Raw genomic sequence first — 14,519 nt, forward strand, 5'->3', positions numbered from 1 at the left:
CGCCAGAGACACAGCAGCGTCGGTCACGACGCCGACGAGCGCCAGCGAGGAGACTGCGTGAGCACCACCGAATCGCCTAGAGCCGCCGTCACCGACGCCGGGGAACGGCCCGCCGCGCAGCGGCACAAGAACACCGGGGCCGTGGCCGGGCCGGCCGCCCGCTTCATGGGCGGCGGGGCACCGCCGGAGAAAGCCCTCGACTTCAAGGGATCGCTGAGGCGGCTGCTGCGGCTGCTCAAACCGCAGCGGGCCGCCCTGATCGGCGTCCTCGTGCTCGGCGCGGCCAGCGTGACGCTGACCGTGATCGGGCCGAAGATCCTCGGCCAGGCCACCGACGCCATCCTCGCCGGGGTTCTCGGCAAGCAAGTGCCGCCGGGGGTCACCAAGGAGCAGATCGTCGCCGGGCTGCGGGCCCGCGGCGACGGCACGCTCGCCGACATCTACAGCCGGGTCGACCTCGTACCGGGCATGGGCATCGACTTCGACAAGGTCGGCCAGATCCTGCTGACCGTGCTGGCGTTGTTCATCATCTCGTCGTTCTTCGGGCTGATCCAGGCCCGGCTGACGACGACGCTGGTGCAGCAGGCGGTCTACCGGCTGCGCGAGGAGGTCGAGGCGAAGTTCGCGCGGCTGCCGCTGAAGTACTTCGACCGCCAGCCGCGCGGCGAGGTGCTTTCCCGCGTCACCAACGACATCGACAACCTGGCGCAGTCGCTGCAGCAGACGCTGTCGCAGATCGTCGCGTCGCTGCTGACCGTCATCGGCGTGCTGATCATGATGTTCCTGATCTCGCCGCTGCTGGCGCTGATCGCGCTGCTGACCGTGCCGCTGTCGGCGGTCGTGGCGGCGAAGGTCGGGAAGCGGGCGCAGCCGAACTTCATCAAGCAGTGGTCGACGACCGGGAAGCTCAACGCGCACATCGAGGAGATGTACACCGGGCACTCGCTGGTCAAGGTGTTCGGCCGCCGCGACGAGTCCGCGGCGATCTTCGACAAGCAGAACGAAACGCTGTACCAGGCGAGCTTCCGGGCGCAGTTCATCTCCGGGATGATCCAGCCGGCGATGATGTTCATCGGCAACCTCAGCTACGTGCTGGTGGCCGTGATCGGCGCCCTGCGCGTCGCGTCGGGCAACCTGACCCTCGGCGAGGTGCAGGCGTTCATCCAGTACTCGCGCCAGTTCAGCCAGCCGGTGACGCAGATCGCCAGCATGGCGAACCTGCTGCAGTCCGGCGTCGCTTCGGCCGAGCGGGTGTTCGCGCTGCTCGACGCCGAAGAGCAGGCGCCGGAGCCGGCCGACCCCGTGCGGCCCTCGGTGGTCCGCGGGCGGGTCGAGTTCCAGGACGTCTCCTTCCGCTACCACGCGGACAAGCCGCTGATCGAAGACCTCTCGCTGACCGTCGAACCCGGTCAGACGGTGGCGATCGTCGGCCCGACCGGGGCGGGGAAGACGACACTGGTCAACCTGCTCATGCGGTTCTACGAGCTCGACGGCGGGCGGATCACGCTCGACGGCGTCGACATCGCGAAGATGAACCGCGAGGAGCTGCGCGACCAGACCGGCATGGTGCTGCAGGACGCGTGGCTGTTCGGCGGCACGATCGCGGAGAACATCGCCTACGGCGCGGACGATCCGAGCCGCGAGGAGATCGTCGAAGCGGCGCAGGCGACCTACGTCGACCGCTTCGTCCGCACGCTGCCGGACGGCTACGAGACGGTGCTGGACGACGAAGGCGGCACGGTCAGCGCGGGCGAGAAGCAGCTGATCACGGTGGCGCGGGCGTTCCTGGCCAAGCCGGCGATCCTCATCCTGGACGAGGCGACCAGCTCGGTCGACACCCGCACCGAGGTGCTCATCCAGCGGGCGATGAACTCGCTGCGCAGCGGGCGCACGAGCTTCGTCATCGCCCACCGCCTGTCGACGATCCGCGACGCGGACGTCATCCTGGTGATGGAGCACGGCCGGATCGTCGAACAGGGCGACCACGAAACGCTGCTGCGCAGCGGTGGCGCCTACGCGCGGCTGTACGCGGCCCAGTTCGCCGAAGCGATGGCGGAAACGGACTGACGTCGTCCCCCGGTACCCTGGAAGCTCCCGAGCCGAAGGGGTACTGGGGCGGCGATGGCCGACAGACTCGAGGAATACCGCGCGAAGCGAAGCCGCGACCGCACGAACGAGCCGTGGCCGGACGGCCCGCCGCAGCCGGGGGACGACGACCTCTTCGTCATCCAGGAGCACCACGCGACCCGGCTGCACTGGGACTTCCGGCTGGAGCGCGACGGCGTGCTCGTGTCGTGGGCGGTGCCGAAGGGCCTGCCGCTCTCCCCCGGCGTGCCGCGGCTCGCCGTGCACACCGAAGACCATCCCCTGGAATACCTCACCTTCGAGGGCGAGATCCCGGCCGGCGAGTACGGCGGCGGCCGGATGACCGTGTGGGACACCGGGAAGTACGAAACCCTGCACTGGAACGACCACAAGGTCGAGGTCGTCTTCCACGGCGAACGCGCGCGCGGCAAGTACCTGTTCCTCAACCGGCACGACGAGGACGGCCGCGACTGGACGCTCCGGCGGCTCGACCCGGCCGAGCCGGGACACCAGGACGCGCCCGAGTTCCTGGAGCCGATGACGGCGGTGCCGGGTGACCTGCCGCCCGACGACGAGGCCTGGGCCTACGAGTTCGCCTGGGGCGGCCTGCGCACGATGCTGCTGATCTGCGGCGGCCGCGTCACCGCGCACGACGAAACCGGCGCCGACGTCACCGGCCGCTACCCCGAGCTGCACAAGCTGGGCGAGCAGCTCGGGTCCACGGAAGTGCTGCTGGACGGCGAAGTCGTCGTGGTGAAGGACGGCAAGCCCCACCCGCCCGGCCTCGAAGAACGCCGCCGGGCCGACGGCGCCGCCGCCAAGCGGCTCACCGCCCGCTGCCCGGTCTTCTACTTCGCCGCCGACGTCCTGCACCTCGACGGCAAGGCGACCCTCGACCTGCCCTACACAGCCCGCCGGGAGCTCCTGGACGACCTCGGGGTGGCCGACCGGCACTGGCAGGTGCCGCGCTACTACCTGGGCGGCGGGGAAGCCGTCGCCGGGGCCAGCCGGCAGCACGGGCTGCCCGGCGTCGTCGCGAAACGGGCCGACAGCCCGTACCGGCCGGGCGACGGCTCCGGCGACTGGGTGCTGATCGGGAACTGAGCGGCCGGGGCCTGCCCGCCGCCCTCAAAGCGGGCAGGCCCCGGCCGGTGGTCAGCAGCCGCAGGTGTAGTACGTGATGTCCCAGTGGTTGCCCTCGTCGGCGTACAGGTTGCCGGACGCCGCCTGCCACTGCGGGTAGCCGTCACCGCGGAGGCCGATGTAGGTGAAGTTGTTCTTTATGTAGCCGTCGAGGCAGCTGTTGTGCGCGGTGTCCACCTTGTAGCCGTTCCAGTGGCTGTAGGTGCCCGAGGCGTGCCCGGTCTCGGTGCCCCCGGTGATGTTGACCGCGCAGCCGCCGGCCCGCTTCAGCGTGATCACGCCGTCGACCGTGCTCTGGTTGATCTGCTCGTAGGACGTGCAGGTGGGGTTGTTGCGGTCCGTGCAGTTCCCGCTCGACGAGTGCGTCACCCCGGCCGCGGACAGCTGCGACGCGGCCTGCGCCTGGGTCAGCTTGGTGACCTCGACACTCGCCGACGCGGTGCCGATGGTCGCGAACAACACGGTCGCGGCCGAAGCGGTCAGCCCCAGACCCGCCCGTACCAGCATCCGTCGTCCTCGCATGGCTTGGCTCCCTCGGTACGACAATCCGACAAGGGCAGCCAAATCGGGACGGCCATAACTTCGCCAAACACGCCGGCCGCGCGGGGAGCCGGGACGCCCGTCAGGTCCTGATCTTCGTCAAGACTTCACGAGTCCGGTCCCGCGCCGGGGATTCACTGGTGACGGCGTTGAGCTCCCCCAGCGCGCGCAGCTCCCACAGGGGGAACCCCAGCTCCCGGAACAGGTCGGCCGACGTCCGGAGGAGCCGCGCCGCCTCGCGTCCGGCGCCTTCGCCCGCCTGCGTCCGGCCCAGGCCGAGCAGGGCGTACCCGGCGCCGCGGCGGTCGCCCAGCTCCCGGAACACACCCAGCGCCGTCCGCAGGTGCCGCCGCGCGCCGGCCGGGTCGCCCGCACGACGGCGGGCCTCGGCCAGGCTGCGGTGGGTGTAGGCGGCGGCGTGCCGGTGCCCGATCTGCTCGAACAGCGCCAGCGACCGGGTCAGGCAGCGGTGCGCGTCGGCGAGTTCCCCGGCCTCGGCGTGCAGGTCGCCGAGGCTGCGCAGGACGTGCGCCTCCCAGTGCCGTTCGCCGGTGCGGACGGCCCCGCCGAGCGCGCCGGCGAGCAGGTCGCCCGCCTGGTCGCGGTCGCCTTGGCGGCGCAGGACGTCGGCGTAGCGCTTCGCGGCCTGGTCGTGCCAGCGGCCGTCGTCGCACTGCCGGGCGAGCAGCATGCTCACTTCGAAGCTTTCGACCGCGCGCCGCACGTCACCGACGTCTTCGGCCAGCGAACCCAGCTGCGCCGCCGCGGCCGCCTGCCCGCGGCGGTCACCGCAGTCGCGCAGCAGGTCGATGGCTTCCCGCAGCTCGGCGTCGGCGGTGCGCGGATCGCCGGCGTCGAGGTGGATGTCGGCGAGCGCGGCCAGCACCGTGCCGGTGCCCCGCGGGTCGTCCAGCCTCCGGTAACGGCGTTCGGCCATGACGAAGTACTTCCGCGCCTGCCGCCAGCGGCCGTGCTGCCCGTGCACCGAACCGAGGTCGAAGAGCTTCCCCGCCTCCGCGTGCGGGTCGCGGCGGCGCCGGGCCGCGGCCAGCCCGAGGACCGAGACGGCGCGGGCGGCGTGGCCGAGCCGCGGGGTGCCCGCCAGCGCGGTGCAGGCGTCGGCGAGCTGCCCGGTCAGCTCGTGCCAGCCGTGCGCGCCCGCCAGCCGGACGGCCGCGGCGAGGTGCCCGGTCTCCTCGGCCGCCCAGCGCGCCGGGTCGGCCGTGACGCGGCGCAGGGCCGCGGGATCCGGCTTTCGCGAGCCGGGTGCCGGACGGCCCCTGGCGTGTTCGGCGAGCGCCAGCGCGACCTCGCACGCGCGGCGCAGCGCACGCTCCTCCTGCGGTGACGGCGTGCCCTCGGCCAGCACGAGCCGGGCGAACGGGTCGACCGCCCACCGCGTCCCGGCCGGCGTCAGCAGGTGGGTCGCGGCCAGCGCGTCGAGCCGGTCGGCGGCCTCGGCCGGCGGCCGGTCGAGCAGCGCGGCCGCGCACCAGTCCGGGACCGGTCCGGTGAACGCGGCGAGCAGCCGCAGCAGGGACACCTCGGCGGGGGTGCGTTCCCGCAGCGCCGACGTCACCGCGGCCCGGACGCCGAGGTCGCCCGCGCTCAGCTCGTCGAGCCGGCGGCGGTCGTCGGCGAGCCGCGCGGCGAGCTCGGCCACGCGCCGGTCCGGCCGCGCCGCGAGCTTCACCCCGGCGATCCGGACGGCGAGCGCGAGCCCGGCGCAGTGCCCGAGAAGCCGTTGCGTGGCTTCGGGTTCCGCGCGCAGCCGTGACTCACCCGCGACGGCCGCGAGCAGTGCCCACGAGTCCTCTGTGGACAGTGCGGTGACCGGAACCGGACGCGCGCCGCACAACCCGGGGAGCGCGCGGCGCGCGGTGACCAGCGTGGCGCAGCCGGGCCCGCTCGGCAGCAGCGCGCGCACCTGCGTCTCGGACGCGGCGTCCTCGAGGAGCACCAGCAGCCGGCGGTCGGCGGTGTAGCCGTGCCAGAGCCCGGTCAGCCCGGCGCGGTCGGCCAGCTCCGCGGGCGTCGCCCCGAGCACGCGCAGGAACCCGGTCAGCACGGCGGCCGGGTCGGCGGGCGTCCCGTCGGGGCCGCGCAGCGACGCGGTCAGCTGGCCGTCCGGGAACCGGCGGCGGGCCCGCCACGCGGCTTGGACGGCCAGCGCGGACTTCCCGCTCCCGGCGGCCCCGTGCAGCACGACCGGAGCCGGGCCGCGCAGCGCCCGGGCGACGTCGGCGAGCTCGGCCGCGCGGCCGGTGAAGTCGGGCACCGCGGGCGGGAGCTGGGCGGGCGGCCCGGGCGTCGTCCACTCCGTGCCGGCGATCCGGCGGTACACCGCGACGAGGTCCGCACCCGGCCACACGCCCGCCTCTTCCCAGAGCGCCCGCCGGGTCCGGCGGAGCACCTCCAGCGCCGATTCGCGGCGGCCGACGGCACCCAGCGCGGACGCGAGCCGGGCGGCGAACCGCTCGTCGGCGGGGCGGGCCGCGACGACCGGGTCGAGCCGCTCGACGACGGACCGGCCGTCCCCGTCGGCGAGCTCCAGCTCGACCAGCTGCAGCAGCGCCGCCGACCGCCGATCCTCCAGCCACAGCTTGTGCGCCTCGAGCAGCGGCCCGCCCGCGACGTCGGCGAACGCGTCGCCCCGCCAGCACGCCAGGGCGCGTTCGAGCGCTCGACGACGCTGTGCCCGGTCGTCGGCACCGGCCGACAGCAGCGTGAGGAACTCGTCCGCGTCCAGCTCCCCCGGCTCGACGGTCAGCGCGTAACCCCGCGGCCCGGACCGCAGGCGCTGCCCGGCCTCGGCGGCGCCCAGGCCGGGCGAGAGCGTCTTGCGCAGCTTCGACACGGTGACCTGGACGATCGCGGCCGCGCTCGCCGGCGCGCCGTCGGGCCACAGCTCGTCGACCAGGGTGTCGCGGCCGACGAACTGGCCGGCCCGCGCGAGCAGGACGGCGAGCAGCCGCCGCGGCTGAGCCGCCGACGGCAACGCGACAGTGGCCGTCATCGGGCCGAGGACCTGGAACCGCACGGCTACCCCCACCCCGCGAGATCACCTGATCGAGCGAGTTGAATCTAGCCGCCCGGGCCGTCCGGGGAAGCCCGCTCACCCGGATGGCCGACGTCGTCCTCAGGCGTGCGCGAGCAGTTTCTCCATCAGCTCCGGGTTGCCGGCCAGCCCTTCGCGGAGGGTGTGCTCGCGCAGCGGCTTGAGGTCGCCGTAGGGCGGGTTCGCCCAGTCCAGGCCGCCCTGCGGCGGCTCCGGGTCGTATTCGATCCCGAACTGGACGTTCGTCGCCAGCTGCCGTCCGGCCAGCCGTTCCACCAGGTGCAGTGCCAGGTCGATGCCCGCCGAGACGCCCGCCGCGGTGATCAGCGGGCCGTCCTCGACCCAGCGCTCGGCGACCGGCGTCGCACCGAGCCCGGTCAGCAGGTCGCGGAACATCCAGTGCGTCGTCGCGCGCCTGCCCTCCAGGAGCCCCGCGGCGCCGAGGACCAGCGAGCCGGTGCAGACCGACGTCACCAGCTCGGCGCTCGCCGCCGCGGTGCGCAGCCAGGCGAGGAGGGTCTCGTCGGACATCGCGTGCAGCGTCGGCACGGTGCCGCCGGGTACCAGCACGGCGAAAGGCGACGGCACCTCGTCGAAGGTGTGGCTCGGCGCGATCCGCAGCGGGGTGTCGGTGCCGACGGTGTCCCTGGTGGCTCCCACCACGACCGTCCGGTAGCCGGGGTCGAACCGGGCCAGCGCGTCGAGCACCTGCAGCGGGCCCACCAGGTCCAGGGGCGTCAGCCCGGGGTAGACGACGAAGGCGATGGTCTTCTGCTCATCGGTCATGCCGCTCAGCGTGGCGGGACCGCCCGGCGCGGGCGGCCGCGATGTCCGAAATCCTGCGAACCGCGTCCGAGCGCCGGTCCGGCTGCTAGCGTTCGATCATGCCAGGCTCACCCAGACGGGTCGCGATCGTCGGCTACGCCGACGCCGAGCTGCTGGACATCGCCTGCCCCGCCGATGTGTTCGACGCCGCCAACCGGCTCGGCGCGCGGCCGCCGTACGAGCTGCGGCTGGCCTCGGTCGACGGCCGGGGCATCAGCACCAGCTCCGGTCTCACGCTGCAGCCGCACCTGCGCCTGGACCAGGTCGCCGGAGACCTGGACACGCTCGTCGTCGCGGGCGGCTGGGGCAGCACGGCCGCCGCGGCCGACGAGCGAGTCCTCGCCCACGTCCGGCGGCTCGCCCGCACCAGCCGCCGGGTCGCGTCGGTCTGCACGGGCGCCGAGGTGCTCGCCGCGGCGGGGCTGCTCAACGGCCGCCGCGCGACGACGCATTGGCGCTACGCGGCGCGGCTGGCCAGGGACTACCCGTCGGTGACGGTGGACCCGGTGCCGCTGTACATCCGGCACGGCAACGTCTACACCGCGGCGGGCGTGACGAGCGGGCTCGACCTCACGCTGTCGCTGGTGGAGGCCGACCACGGCCCGTCGCTGGCCCGGGAGGCAGCCCGCGCGCTGGTCACCTACCTGCAGCGGCCCGGCAACCAGGCGCAGGTCAGCCTCTTCCTGGCCGGCCCGCCGCCGGACAACCCCGAGGTCCGCGACCTCACCGCGTACATCGCCGGGCACCTCGACGCCGACCTCGGCACCCCGGCGCTGGCCGCCCGCGCCGGCATCGGCACCCGCCAGCTCACCCGGCTCTTCGACGCCCACCTCGGCACCACCCCGGGCAAGTACGTCCGCACGATCCGCACCGAGCACGCGGCCCGCCTGCTGTCCGGCACCGACCTCCCGCTGGCGACGATCGCCCGCCGCTGCGGCTTCGGCTCGACGGAAACGCTCCGCCAGGCCTTCCTGGACCACTTCGACACCCCACCGTCGGCCTACCGCCGCGTCCACCTCCGCCACTCCCCCACCTGACGCCGTGTCGTCCCTCCAATCACGCGTGATGACCCTCCAATCACGCGAGTTACCCCCCCAATCACGCGAGTCCGGCCGCTGATCACGCGAGATCGGCGTCCGGGAACGGCGAACTCGCGTGCCGGAAGGGACGACACGCGTGATTGAACGGACGACACGCGTGACTGGAGGGTCGACACGGTGCATCCGGACGAACCGGGCCGTCCGCGGCCCCTCGTGCGGGGGCCGGGATCCCGCTGTCAGGATGTGCGGGTGGACCGCCCCGACCTCACCGACGACGAAACCGGACCGATTCGCCGGGTCACGGACGAGGTGTCCCCTTCGCCGGTCCGCGGGACGTCCGGAACGCCGGGAACGCCCCGGAAACCCGTCCGCCGGACACCGGCCGAGGCCGCGGCACCTCGCCGCCGCGCCGACACCGGGCCGCAGCGGATCGCCACCGGTGACGGCCGGACCGACACCGGTGCCCAGCGGGTTCCCCGGCGAGCCGACACGGGCGCCCAGCGACTCCCGAAGCGAGCGGACACCGGACCCCAGCGGCTCCCCGCCGAGGGCGGCCGGGCCGACACCGGGCCACAGCGCATCGCCAACCGCGCCGAAAACGGACACCGGCGTGGGGACACCGGACCGCAGCGGGCTGCCAAGCCGCGCACTCCCGGCCAGGCCGGGACCGCCAAAAAGCCCGAAACCGGGCACGGTCACGGCCATGGACACGGTCACGGCCCCGCCGCCCCGGCGTCACGACGCGTCCGGCTGCTGCTGATCTGGCTGCTCGCCCCCCTGGCCCTGGCCACCGTCGTCGGCATGGTCGTCCTCTACCCCTGGGGCAAAGCCGACCCCAAGAGCGTCGTCCCGCAAGGCACGCCCGTGCACGCCAGCATCGGCACCACCAACACCGGCCCCTGCCTCGCCCAGGGCCAGGTCCAGGTCGGCGACCAGACGGACCCGAACGCGAAACCCTGCCTGACCGTCGAGCTCACCATGACCGACGGCCCGGCGAGCGGGAAGCCGCTCAAGCTGACCGTGCCGATCGAGCCCAGCACCCCGCGGTTCACCGCCGGCGACGCCGTCGTCCTGGCCTACAACGGCGGGAACGCGGCCGACCCGGCCAGCTTCCAGCTGGTCGACTTCCAGCGCGGCACGCCGCTTCTCGTGCTCGCCGCCCTCTTCGCGGTCGCCGTGCTCGTGCTCGGCCGCTGGCAGGGCGTCGCCGCGCTCGTCGCGCTCGGCCTGTCCTTCGTCGTCATCGCCCTGTTCATCCTCCCGGCCATCCTCGCCGGCGAGAACCCGCTGGTCGTGGCCATCGCCGGCGCGGGCGCGATCATGTTCATCGCGCTGTACCTGACCCACGGGCTGTCGGCGAGAACATCCGCGGCCGTGCTCGGCACGCTCGTCAGCCTCGCCCTGATCGGCATCCTGTCCGCGATCTTCTCCGCCGCGGCCTCACTGACCGGACTCGATGACAGCACCACGACGCTGATCGGCTCGCTCGGCCACGGCATCGACGCGCGCGGGCTGCTGCTCGCCGGCGTCGTGATCGGTGCGCTCGGCGTGCTCGACGACGTCACCGTCACCCAGACCAGCGCCGTCTGGGAGCTTCGCCGAGCCAACCCGGACCTGACCTGGCGCGAGCTGTACAGCTCGGGCCTGCGGATCGGCCGCGACCACGTCGGTTCCGCGGTCAACACCCTCGTGATGGCCTACGCCGGGGCCGCGCTGCCGGTGCTGCTGTACTCGTCGATCTCGGGCGTGGGCCTCGGCGCGCTGCTCGGCAGCGAGGACATCGCGCAGGAGATCATCCGCACGCTCGCGGGCAGCGTCGGCATCGTCGCGGCCGTCCCGGTGACGACCGTCCTGGCCGCGCTGATCGCCTCACGCGAGCCGGCCGAGAGCCTCAGTCGAGCGTTGCCACAAACCGGCTGACGGCTTCCATCGTGAACCGCTGCACGTACTTCCCCGACGGCGCCACCGAAGCCAGCCGGTAGAGCGGGCGTTCCGCCACGCCGGCTTCGCGGGCCTCGGCCTTCAGCTCGGCGATCAGCAGCTCACCGAACACCAGGCCGTTCGCCTCGGTGTTGTTCATCAGCGCGTTCGCGAGCTTCCGCAGCGGCAGGATGCCCAGCTCGCGCCCGCCGGTCCCGGAGAACACCGCGAGGTCGACCTTCGCCACCTTGCCGCGCTGCCCGGCGTTGACCAGCAGGCTCACGGTGCGGGTGCCCCGGACGTCGCCGACGACGAGGTCGAGCCGCGTCGCGGTGACCAGGTCGACCCGGCGCAGGCCCCAGGTGCGGACGAGCAGCGTCGAGCCCTCCAGCCAGACGCGGCGCCGGATGCTGACGGCCATGACGTACAGCAGCGGCAGCGCGACCACCAGCGCGACGACCAGCCCGGTCACCGTGCCGCCGATCAGGCCGGCGACACCGCCGAACGCCGCGGCGACGATCACCGCGCCGATCAGGCCCGAGATGGCGCGACGCCGCCGCGAACGCGGCTCCTCCTCGAACAGCGCCAGCCGCCCGGTCGCCTCCTCGGCCATGCTCACGCCCCCGTCCCGGCGAGGAACGGGTTGCCCGCGCGTTCCCGGCCGATCGTCGTCGCCGGGCCGTGGCCCGGCAGCACCACCGTGTCGTCCGGCAGGTGCGCCAGCAGCTCGCGCAGCGCGTCCGTGACGTCGCCGCGGCCGACCGAACCGGCGAACAGCGTGTCGCCGGTCAGCGCGAGCCGCCCGCCCTCCGGCGTCTCCAGGGTGAGGACCACCGATCCCGGGGTGTGTCCCGGTGCATGCCGGACGTCGACGTCGAGGCCGGCGAAGGTGCCCGGCTCGAGCGGCACGCTGGCGCCGTCGTACAGCTGGGCGTCGGCGGGGTGCAGGTGCAGCGGGACGCCGTGTTCGCCGGACAGCGACGCGGCCGAGGCGACGTGGTCGGGGTGCCCGTGGGTGGCCATCAGAGCCGCCGGGACCAGCCGGTGCTCTTCGAGCGCGGCGGCCAGCGGTCCGGCCACTTCCTGCCCCGGATCCACGACCACACACGGGCCGCCGGCGGCCGCCGCCAGCAGGTAGCAGTTCGCCTGCAGCGGGCCGCTGCCGAACCCGACGACGAGCACCGAACGCCTCCCGGACATCCGCGCCGGATGGCGCCGATCACGATCGGGTTGAGACTAGCGGGCCCTGTACATGGTCCTCACAGGCTGTGCCCATACACTGCCGTCACCTCAGACGTGTGACACGAGCGGAACCTGGGAGGGACCGGGGTGGCGACCAACCAGCAGCGCCGCGAAGCTGCGAAGCGCAAGCTCGAGCGACAGCTCGATCGCCGGAAGGAGCAGCAGAAGCGACGCCGGATGATCGGGGCTGGTGTGGTCGGTGTGGCCGTCCTCGTCGTCGCCGGTGTCGTGGTGTGGATCGTGAGCGCCAACGGCAGCGACAGTACCGACGCCGCGGCGTCGTCCTCCTCGGCTGCCCCGCCGCCCACCGACCTCCAGATCCCGACGCAGCGCACCGCGCTGCCGAAGCGGTCGAAGCCGCTGCCGAACCCGACGACGTGCGACTTCAAGGCCGACACGACGGGCAAGGCGCCGAAGAAGGTGAACCTGCCCGACGGCAAGAACGTCCCGTCGACCGGCACGGTGAACGTGACGCTCAAGAGCACGGCGGGCGACATCCCGCTGACGCTCGACCGGTCGCTCGCGCCCTGCGCGGTGCAGAGCTTCCTCAGCCTCGCCAAGCAGAACTTCTACGACGGCACCATGTGCCACCGGCTCGGCACCGAAGGCCTGCAGATGCTGCAGTGCGGTGACCCGTCGGCCACCGGCGACCCGGCCCAGGACGGTCAGGGCGGCCCCGGCTACACGATGCCGGACGAAGCGTTCCCGGAGATCAAGTACGGCCGCGGCATCCTCGCGATGGCGAAGACGCAGGCCCCGAACTCCGGCGGCAGCCAGTTCTTCATGGTGTACGGCACCGCCGAACTGTCGCCGGACTACTCGGTGTTCGGCAGCATCAGCGACGAGGGCCTCAAGGTGCTCGACGCCGTCGCCAGGGCCGGTATCGCGAACCCGAACCCGCAGGACGGCACCGGTGCGCCGACCAAGCAAGTCAAGTTCACAGGCGTCACCGTCCAGTAGCGCCGCTCCGCTTCAGCCGAACTCCGGATCCGCCCGCCGGGCGGGTCCGGAGTTCTCGGCGTTCCCGGCCGGCTCACCGGGGCCTGCGAGACCGTGGCCTGGGACGAAGATCTGAACCGCACCCGCTCCCGCCCCGTGTAGAGGGCAACACCGGAGGCCCGCCGGGTCACCGGGGAGAGGTGCCGACGATGGTCGAAAACCGGGTTCCCGCGGTGCGCCGCGCCCTCGGACGGGCCGGGCAGGCCGGCGCCGCCGGGGTCCTCTTCGCCGTGCTGGCCGGCGGTCCCGCCCTCGCTCAGGGCACCGCGCCGCCGCCTCCGTCGGTCAAGTACTACATCGTGCCGCACGCCGACAACCCGGACGACATCACGCTGTTCAAGATCGCCGAACGGGCCCTCGGCGACGGGAAGCGGTTCCCGGAAATCTTCCAGCTGAATCAGGGCAGGCCGCGGCCCGACGGGACGCCGTTCACCGACCCCGCCACGATCGAGCCCGGCCAGGTCCTGCAGCTGCCCGACGACGCGGACGACCCCGCCGTGCAGTTCGGGCCGCTCCCGGCCACTCCGCCGGTCAAGCCGGTCACTCCGGTCACGCCGGTCGCTCCCCCGGTGCAACGCGCCGAAGAACCCTCGGGCCTCGGCGTCGGGCTGGCTTCTGCCGTCAGCGGCTCCGGGGGCCTGCTGACCGGCCTGCTCGCCGGGCTGTGGTGGCGACGCCGTCCGCAGATCGTCCCTCCGCCGCCCTTCGAGCCGCCGCCGTCCTCCGAGCCGCCGACGCACGAGGAGGCCGACGACGGCTCCGGCTCGGTCAGCGGAACCCTGCCGATGCCGATCGTCGTGCCCTCCCCGCGTCCGGACGTGGTGCTGCGACCCGAGCCGATCACCGCCGAACACTCGATCATCGTGCTCGACACGGCCGAGACCCAGGTGATCGCCGCGATCCGGCCGGGCGGGCAGTTCCGGTTCCGCTTCGAAAAAGAGCCGGGGTTCGCCGACAGCTCCACCGTCCTCGTGGTCGACGACGAAGGCGACAGATCGTGACCGTGGCCCCCCGTACGCGCGAAGTCACTCTGCGCTGAACGGCTCAACCGCCGCCGGAACACTGGCCCCGGGGCCGCCGGTGCCGCGATAGTCGAACGATGACCTCGGACCCGTTCGGGACCCTGCGGAAGGCCCTGTGGATCGGCGGCGCACCGTGGACCGGCAAGTCCACCGTCGCGCGGCTGCTGGCCGACCGGCACGGGCTGGCGGCCTACCACCACGACGACCGGGCGCGGACGGAACCCGCGCCGGCCGACGACATCCCCGCCGGCGAGCAGCTGACCGTGGCGCTGGCGGAGTTCCGGCAGCGCTTCCAGCACGCCTTGGACGACCTGCGTGCCTGGGAGTCGCCGCGGCCGATCGTCGCCGAAGGCTGGGCGCTGCGGCCGGAACTGGTCGCGCCGCTCGTGGACTCGCCGCGCCGGATGGTCGTGCTGGTGCCGACCGAGCTGTTCCGCCAGCACCAGCTGCGGCACCGGCCGGACGAGCCCGCGATCCCGCGGCAGCGGACGCGGCTGACCCGCGACCGGATGCTCGCCGCGCAGGCCGTGCGGTCGGCGCGGGAGCGCGGCATCCGCGTCATCGAGATCGACGGCAGGCTCGATCCCGCCGGGGTCACCGACGTCGTCGCCGAGCACTTCCGCGAGTACCTGGACGCCTGAGGCC

General features: G+C 73.4%; 12 protein-coding genes. 7 read left to right on the forward strand and 5 right to left on the reverse strand.

Annotated features, from left to right (window positions below):
* Positions 1 to 57: 57 nt before the first annotated feature.
* Both AB0G28_RS27895 and AB0G28_RS27900 read left to right on the forward strand, forming a co-directional pair.
* Complete coding sequence (locus AB0G28_RS27895; RefSeq protein ID WP_361095111.1) at positions 58 to 2,067, forward strand: ABC transporter ATP-binding protein; 2,010 nt, start codon at positions 58 to 60, stop codon at positions 2,065 to 2,067.
* A gap of 54 nt (positions 2,068 to 2,121) precedes the next feature.
* The gene (locus AB0G28_RS27900; RefSeq protein ID WP_361095114.1) at positions 2,122 to 3,189 is read left to right on the forward strand and encodes a DNA polymerase ligase N-terminal domain-containing protein; all 1,068 of its coding nucleotides are present in this window, start codon (positions 2,122 to 2,124) and stop codon (positions 3,187 to 3,189) included.
* A gap of 51 nt (positions 3,190 to 3,240) precedes the next feature.
* Here AB0G28_RS27900 and AB0G28_RS27905 read toward each other — a convergent pair whose 3' ends face one another.
* The 3 genes from AB0G28_RS27905 to AB0G28_RS27915 form a co-directional block, all read right to left on the reverse strand.
* On the reverse strand, positions 3,241 to 3,750 hold the full coding sequence (locus AB0G28_RS27905; RefSeq protein WP_361095117.1) for a hypothetical protein: 510 nt from the start codon (positions 3,748 to 3,750) through the stop codon (positions 3,241 to 3,243).
* A 100-nt stretch (positions 3,751 to 3,850) separates the two neighbouring features.
* Positions 3,851 to 6,808 carry a tetratricopeptide repeat protein gene (locus AB0G28_RS27910; protein ID WP_361095120.1) on the reverse strand — a complete coding sequence of 986 codons (2,958 nt, stop codon included), beginning with the start codon at positions 6,806 to 6,808 and terminating at the stop codon, positions 3,851 to 3,853.
* A gap of 99 nt (positions 6,809 to 6,907) precedes the next feature.
* Positions 6,908 to 7,612 (reverse strand): DJ-1/PfpI family protein, encoded by a 705-nt coding sequence (locus tag AB0G28_RS27915; protein WP_361095123.1) that lies wholly within the window; start codon positions 7,610 to 7,612, stop codon positions 6,908 to 6,910.
* A gap of 98 nt (positions 7,613 to 7,710) precedes the next feature.
* On the opposite strand from AB0G28_RS27915, the gene AB0G28_RS27920 reads away from it, so the two are divergent.
* Together AB0G28_RS27920 and AB0G28_RS27925 are read left to right on the forward strand one after the other, a co-directional pair.
* Positions 7,711 to 8,688, forward strand: coding sequence for a GlxA family transcriptional regulator (locus AB0G28_RS27920; RefSeq protein ID WP_361095126.1), 978 nt, complete (start codon positions 7,711 to 7,713; stop codon positions 8,686 to 8,688).
* 252 nt (positions 8,689 to 8,940) lie between these two features.
* On the forward strand, positions 8,941 to 10,611 hold the full coding sequence (locus tag AB0G28_RS27925; RefSeq protein WP_361095129.1) for a YibE/F family protein: 1,671 nt from the start codon (positions 8,941 to 8,943) through the stop codon (positions 10,609 to 10,611).
* Here the strand turns inward: AB0G28_RS27925 and AB0G28_RS27930 are convergent.
* Together AB0G28_RS27930 and AB0G28_RS27935 are read right to left on the reverse strand one after the other, a co-directional pair.
* Positions 10,583 to 11,224: a hypothetical protein gene (locus AB0G28_RS27930; protein WP_361095323.1), complete on the reverse strand. Its 642-nt coding sequence runs from the start codon at positions 11,222 to 11,224 to the stop codon at positions 10,583 to 10,585. The two genes, AB0G28_RS27925 and AB0G28_RS27930, sit on opposite strands and share 29 nt — an antisense overlap.
* A 2-nt stretch (positions 11,225 to 11,226) precedes the next feature.
* Positions 11,227 to 11,793: an MBL fold metallo-hydrolase gene (locus AB0G28_RS27935; protein ID WP_361095326.1), complete on the reverse strand. Its 567-nt coding sequence runs from the start codon at positions 11,791 to 11,793 to the stop codon at positions 11,227 to 11,229.
* Between the two features lie 147 nt (positions 11,794 to 11,940).
* Here AB0G28_RS27935 and AB0G28_RS27940 point away from each other — a divergent pair, with 147 nt between their 5' ends.
* From AB0G28_RS27940 to AB0G28_RS27950, 3 genes are all read left to right on the forward strand, one after another.
* On the forward strand, positions 11,941 to 12,813 hold the full coding sequence (locus tag AB0G28_RS27940) for a peptidylprolyl isomerase (protein WP_361095132.1): 873 nt from the start codon (positions 11,941 to 11,943) through the stop codon (positions 12,811 to 12,813).
* Between the two features lie 188 nt (positions 12,814 to 13,001).
* Positions 13,002 to 13,853 (forward strand): hypothetical protein, encoded by an 852-nt coding sequence (locus tag AB0G28_RS27945; RefSeq protein WP_361095135.1) that lies wholly within the window; start codon positions 13,002 to 13,004, stop codon positions 13,851 to 13,853.
* A 98-nt stretch (positions 13,854 to 13,951) separates the two neighbouring features.
* On the forward strand, positions 13,952 to 14,515 hold the full coding sequence (locus tag AB0G28_RS27950; protein WP_361095138.1) for a hypothetical protein: 564 nt from the start codon (positions 13,952 to 13,954) through the stop codon (positions 14,513 to 14,515).
* Positions 14,516 to 14,519 lie beyond the last annotated feature (4 nt).

The organism is Amycolatopsis sp. NPDC021455, assembly GCF_040640995.1.
In the GTDB taxonomy this organism is placed as follows: domain Bacteria; phylum Actinomycetota; class Actinomycetes; order Mycobacteriales; family Pseudonocardiaceae; genus Amycolatopsis.

Bases quoted from the DNA above. Each gene is read 5' to 3' on its own strand.
- AB0G28_RS27900 (WP_361095114.1), top strand. From the start codon at position 2,122: ATGGCCGACAGACTCGAGGAATACCGCGCGAAGCGAAGCCGCGACCGC.
- AB0G28_RS27905 (WP_361095117.1), bottom strand. From the start codon at position 3,750: ATGCGAGGACGACGGATGCTGGTACGGGCGGGTCTGGGGCTGACCGCT.
- AB0G28_RS27915 (WP_361095123.1), bottom strand. From the start codon at position 7,612: ATGACCGATGAGCAGAAGACCATCGCCTTCGTCGTCTACCCCGGGCTG.
- AB0G28_RS27920 (WP_361095126.1), top strand. From the start codon at position 7,711: ATGCCAGGCTCACCCAGACGGGTCGCGATCGTCGGCTACGCCGACGCC.
- AB0G28_RS27930 (WP_361095323.1), bottom strand. From the start codon at position 11,224: ATGGCCGAGGAGGCGACCGGGCGGCTGGCGCTGTTCGAGGAGGAGCCG.
- AB0G28_RS27945 (WP_361095135.1), top strand. From the start codon at position 13,002: ATGGTCGAAAACCGGGTTCCCGCGGTGCGCCGCGCCCTCGGACGGGCC.
- AB0G28_RS27950 (WP_361095138.1), top strand. From the start codon at position 13,952: ATGACCTCGGACCCGTTCGGGACCCTGCGGAAGGCCCTGTGGATCGGC.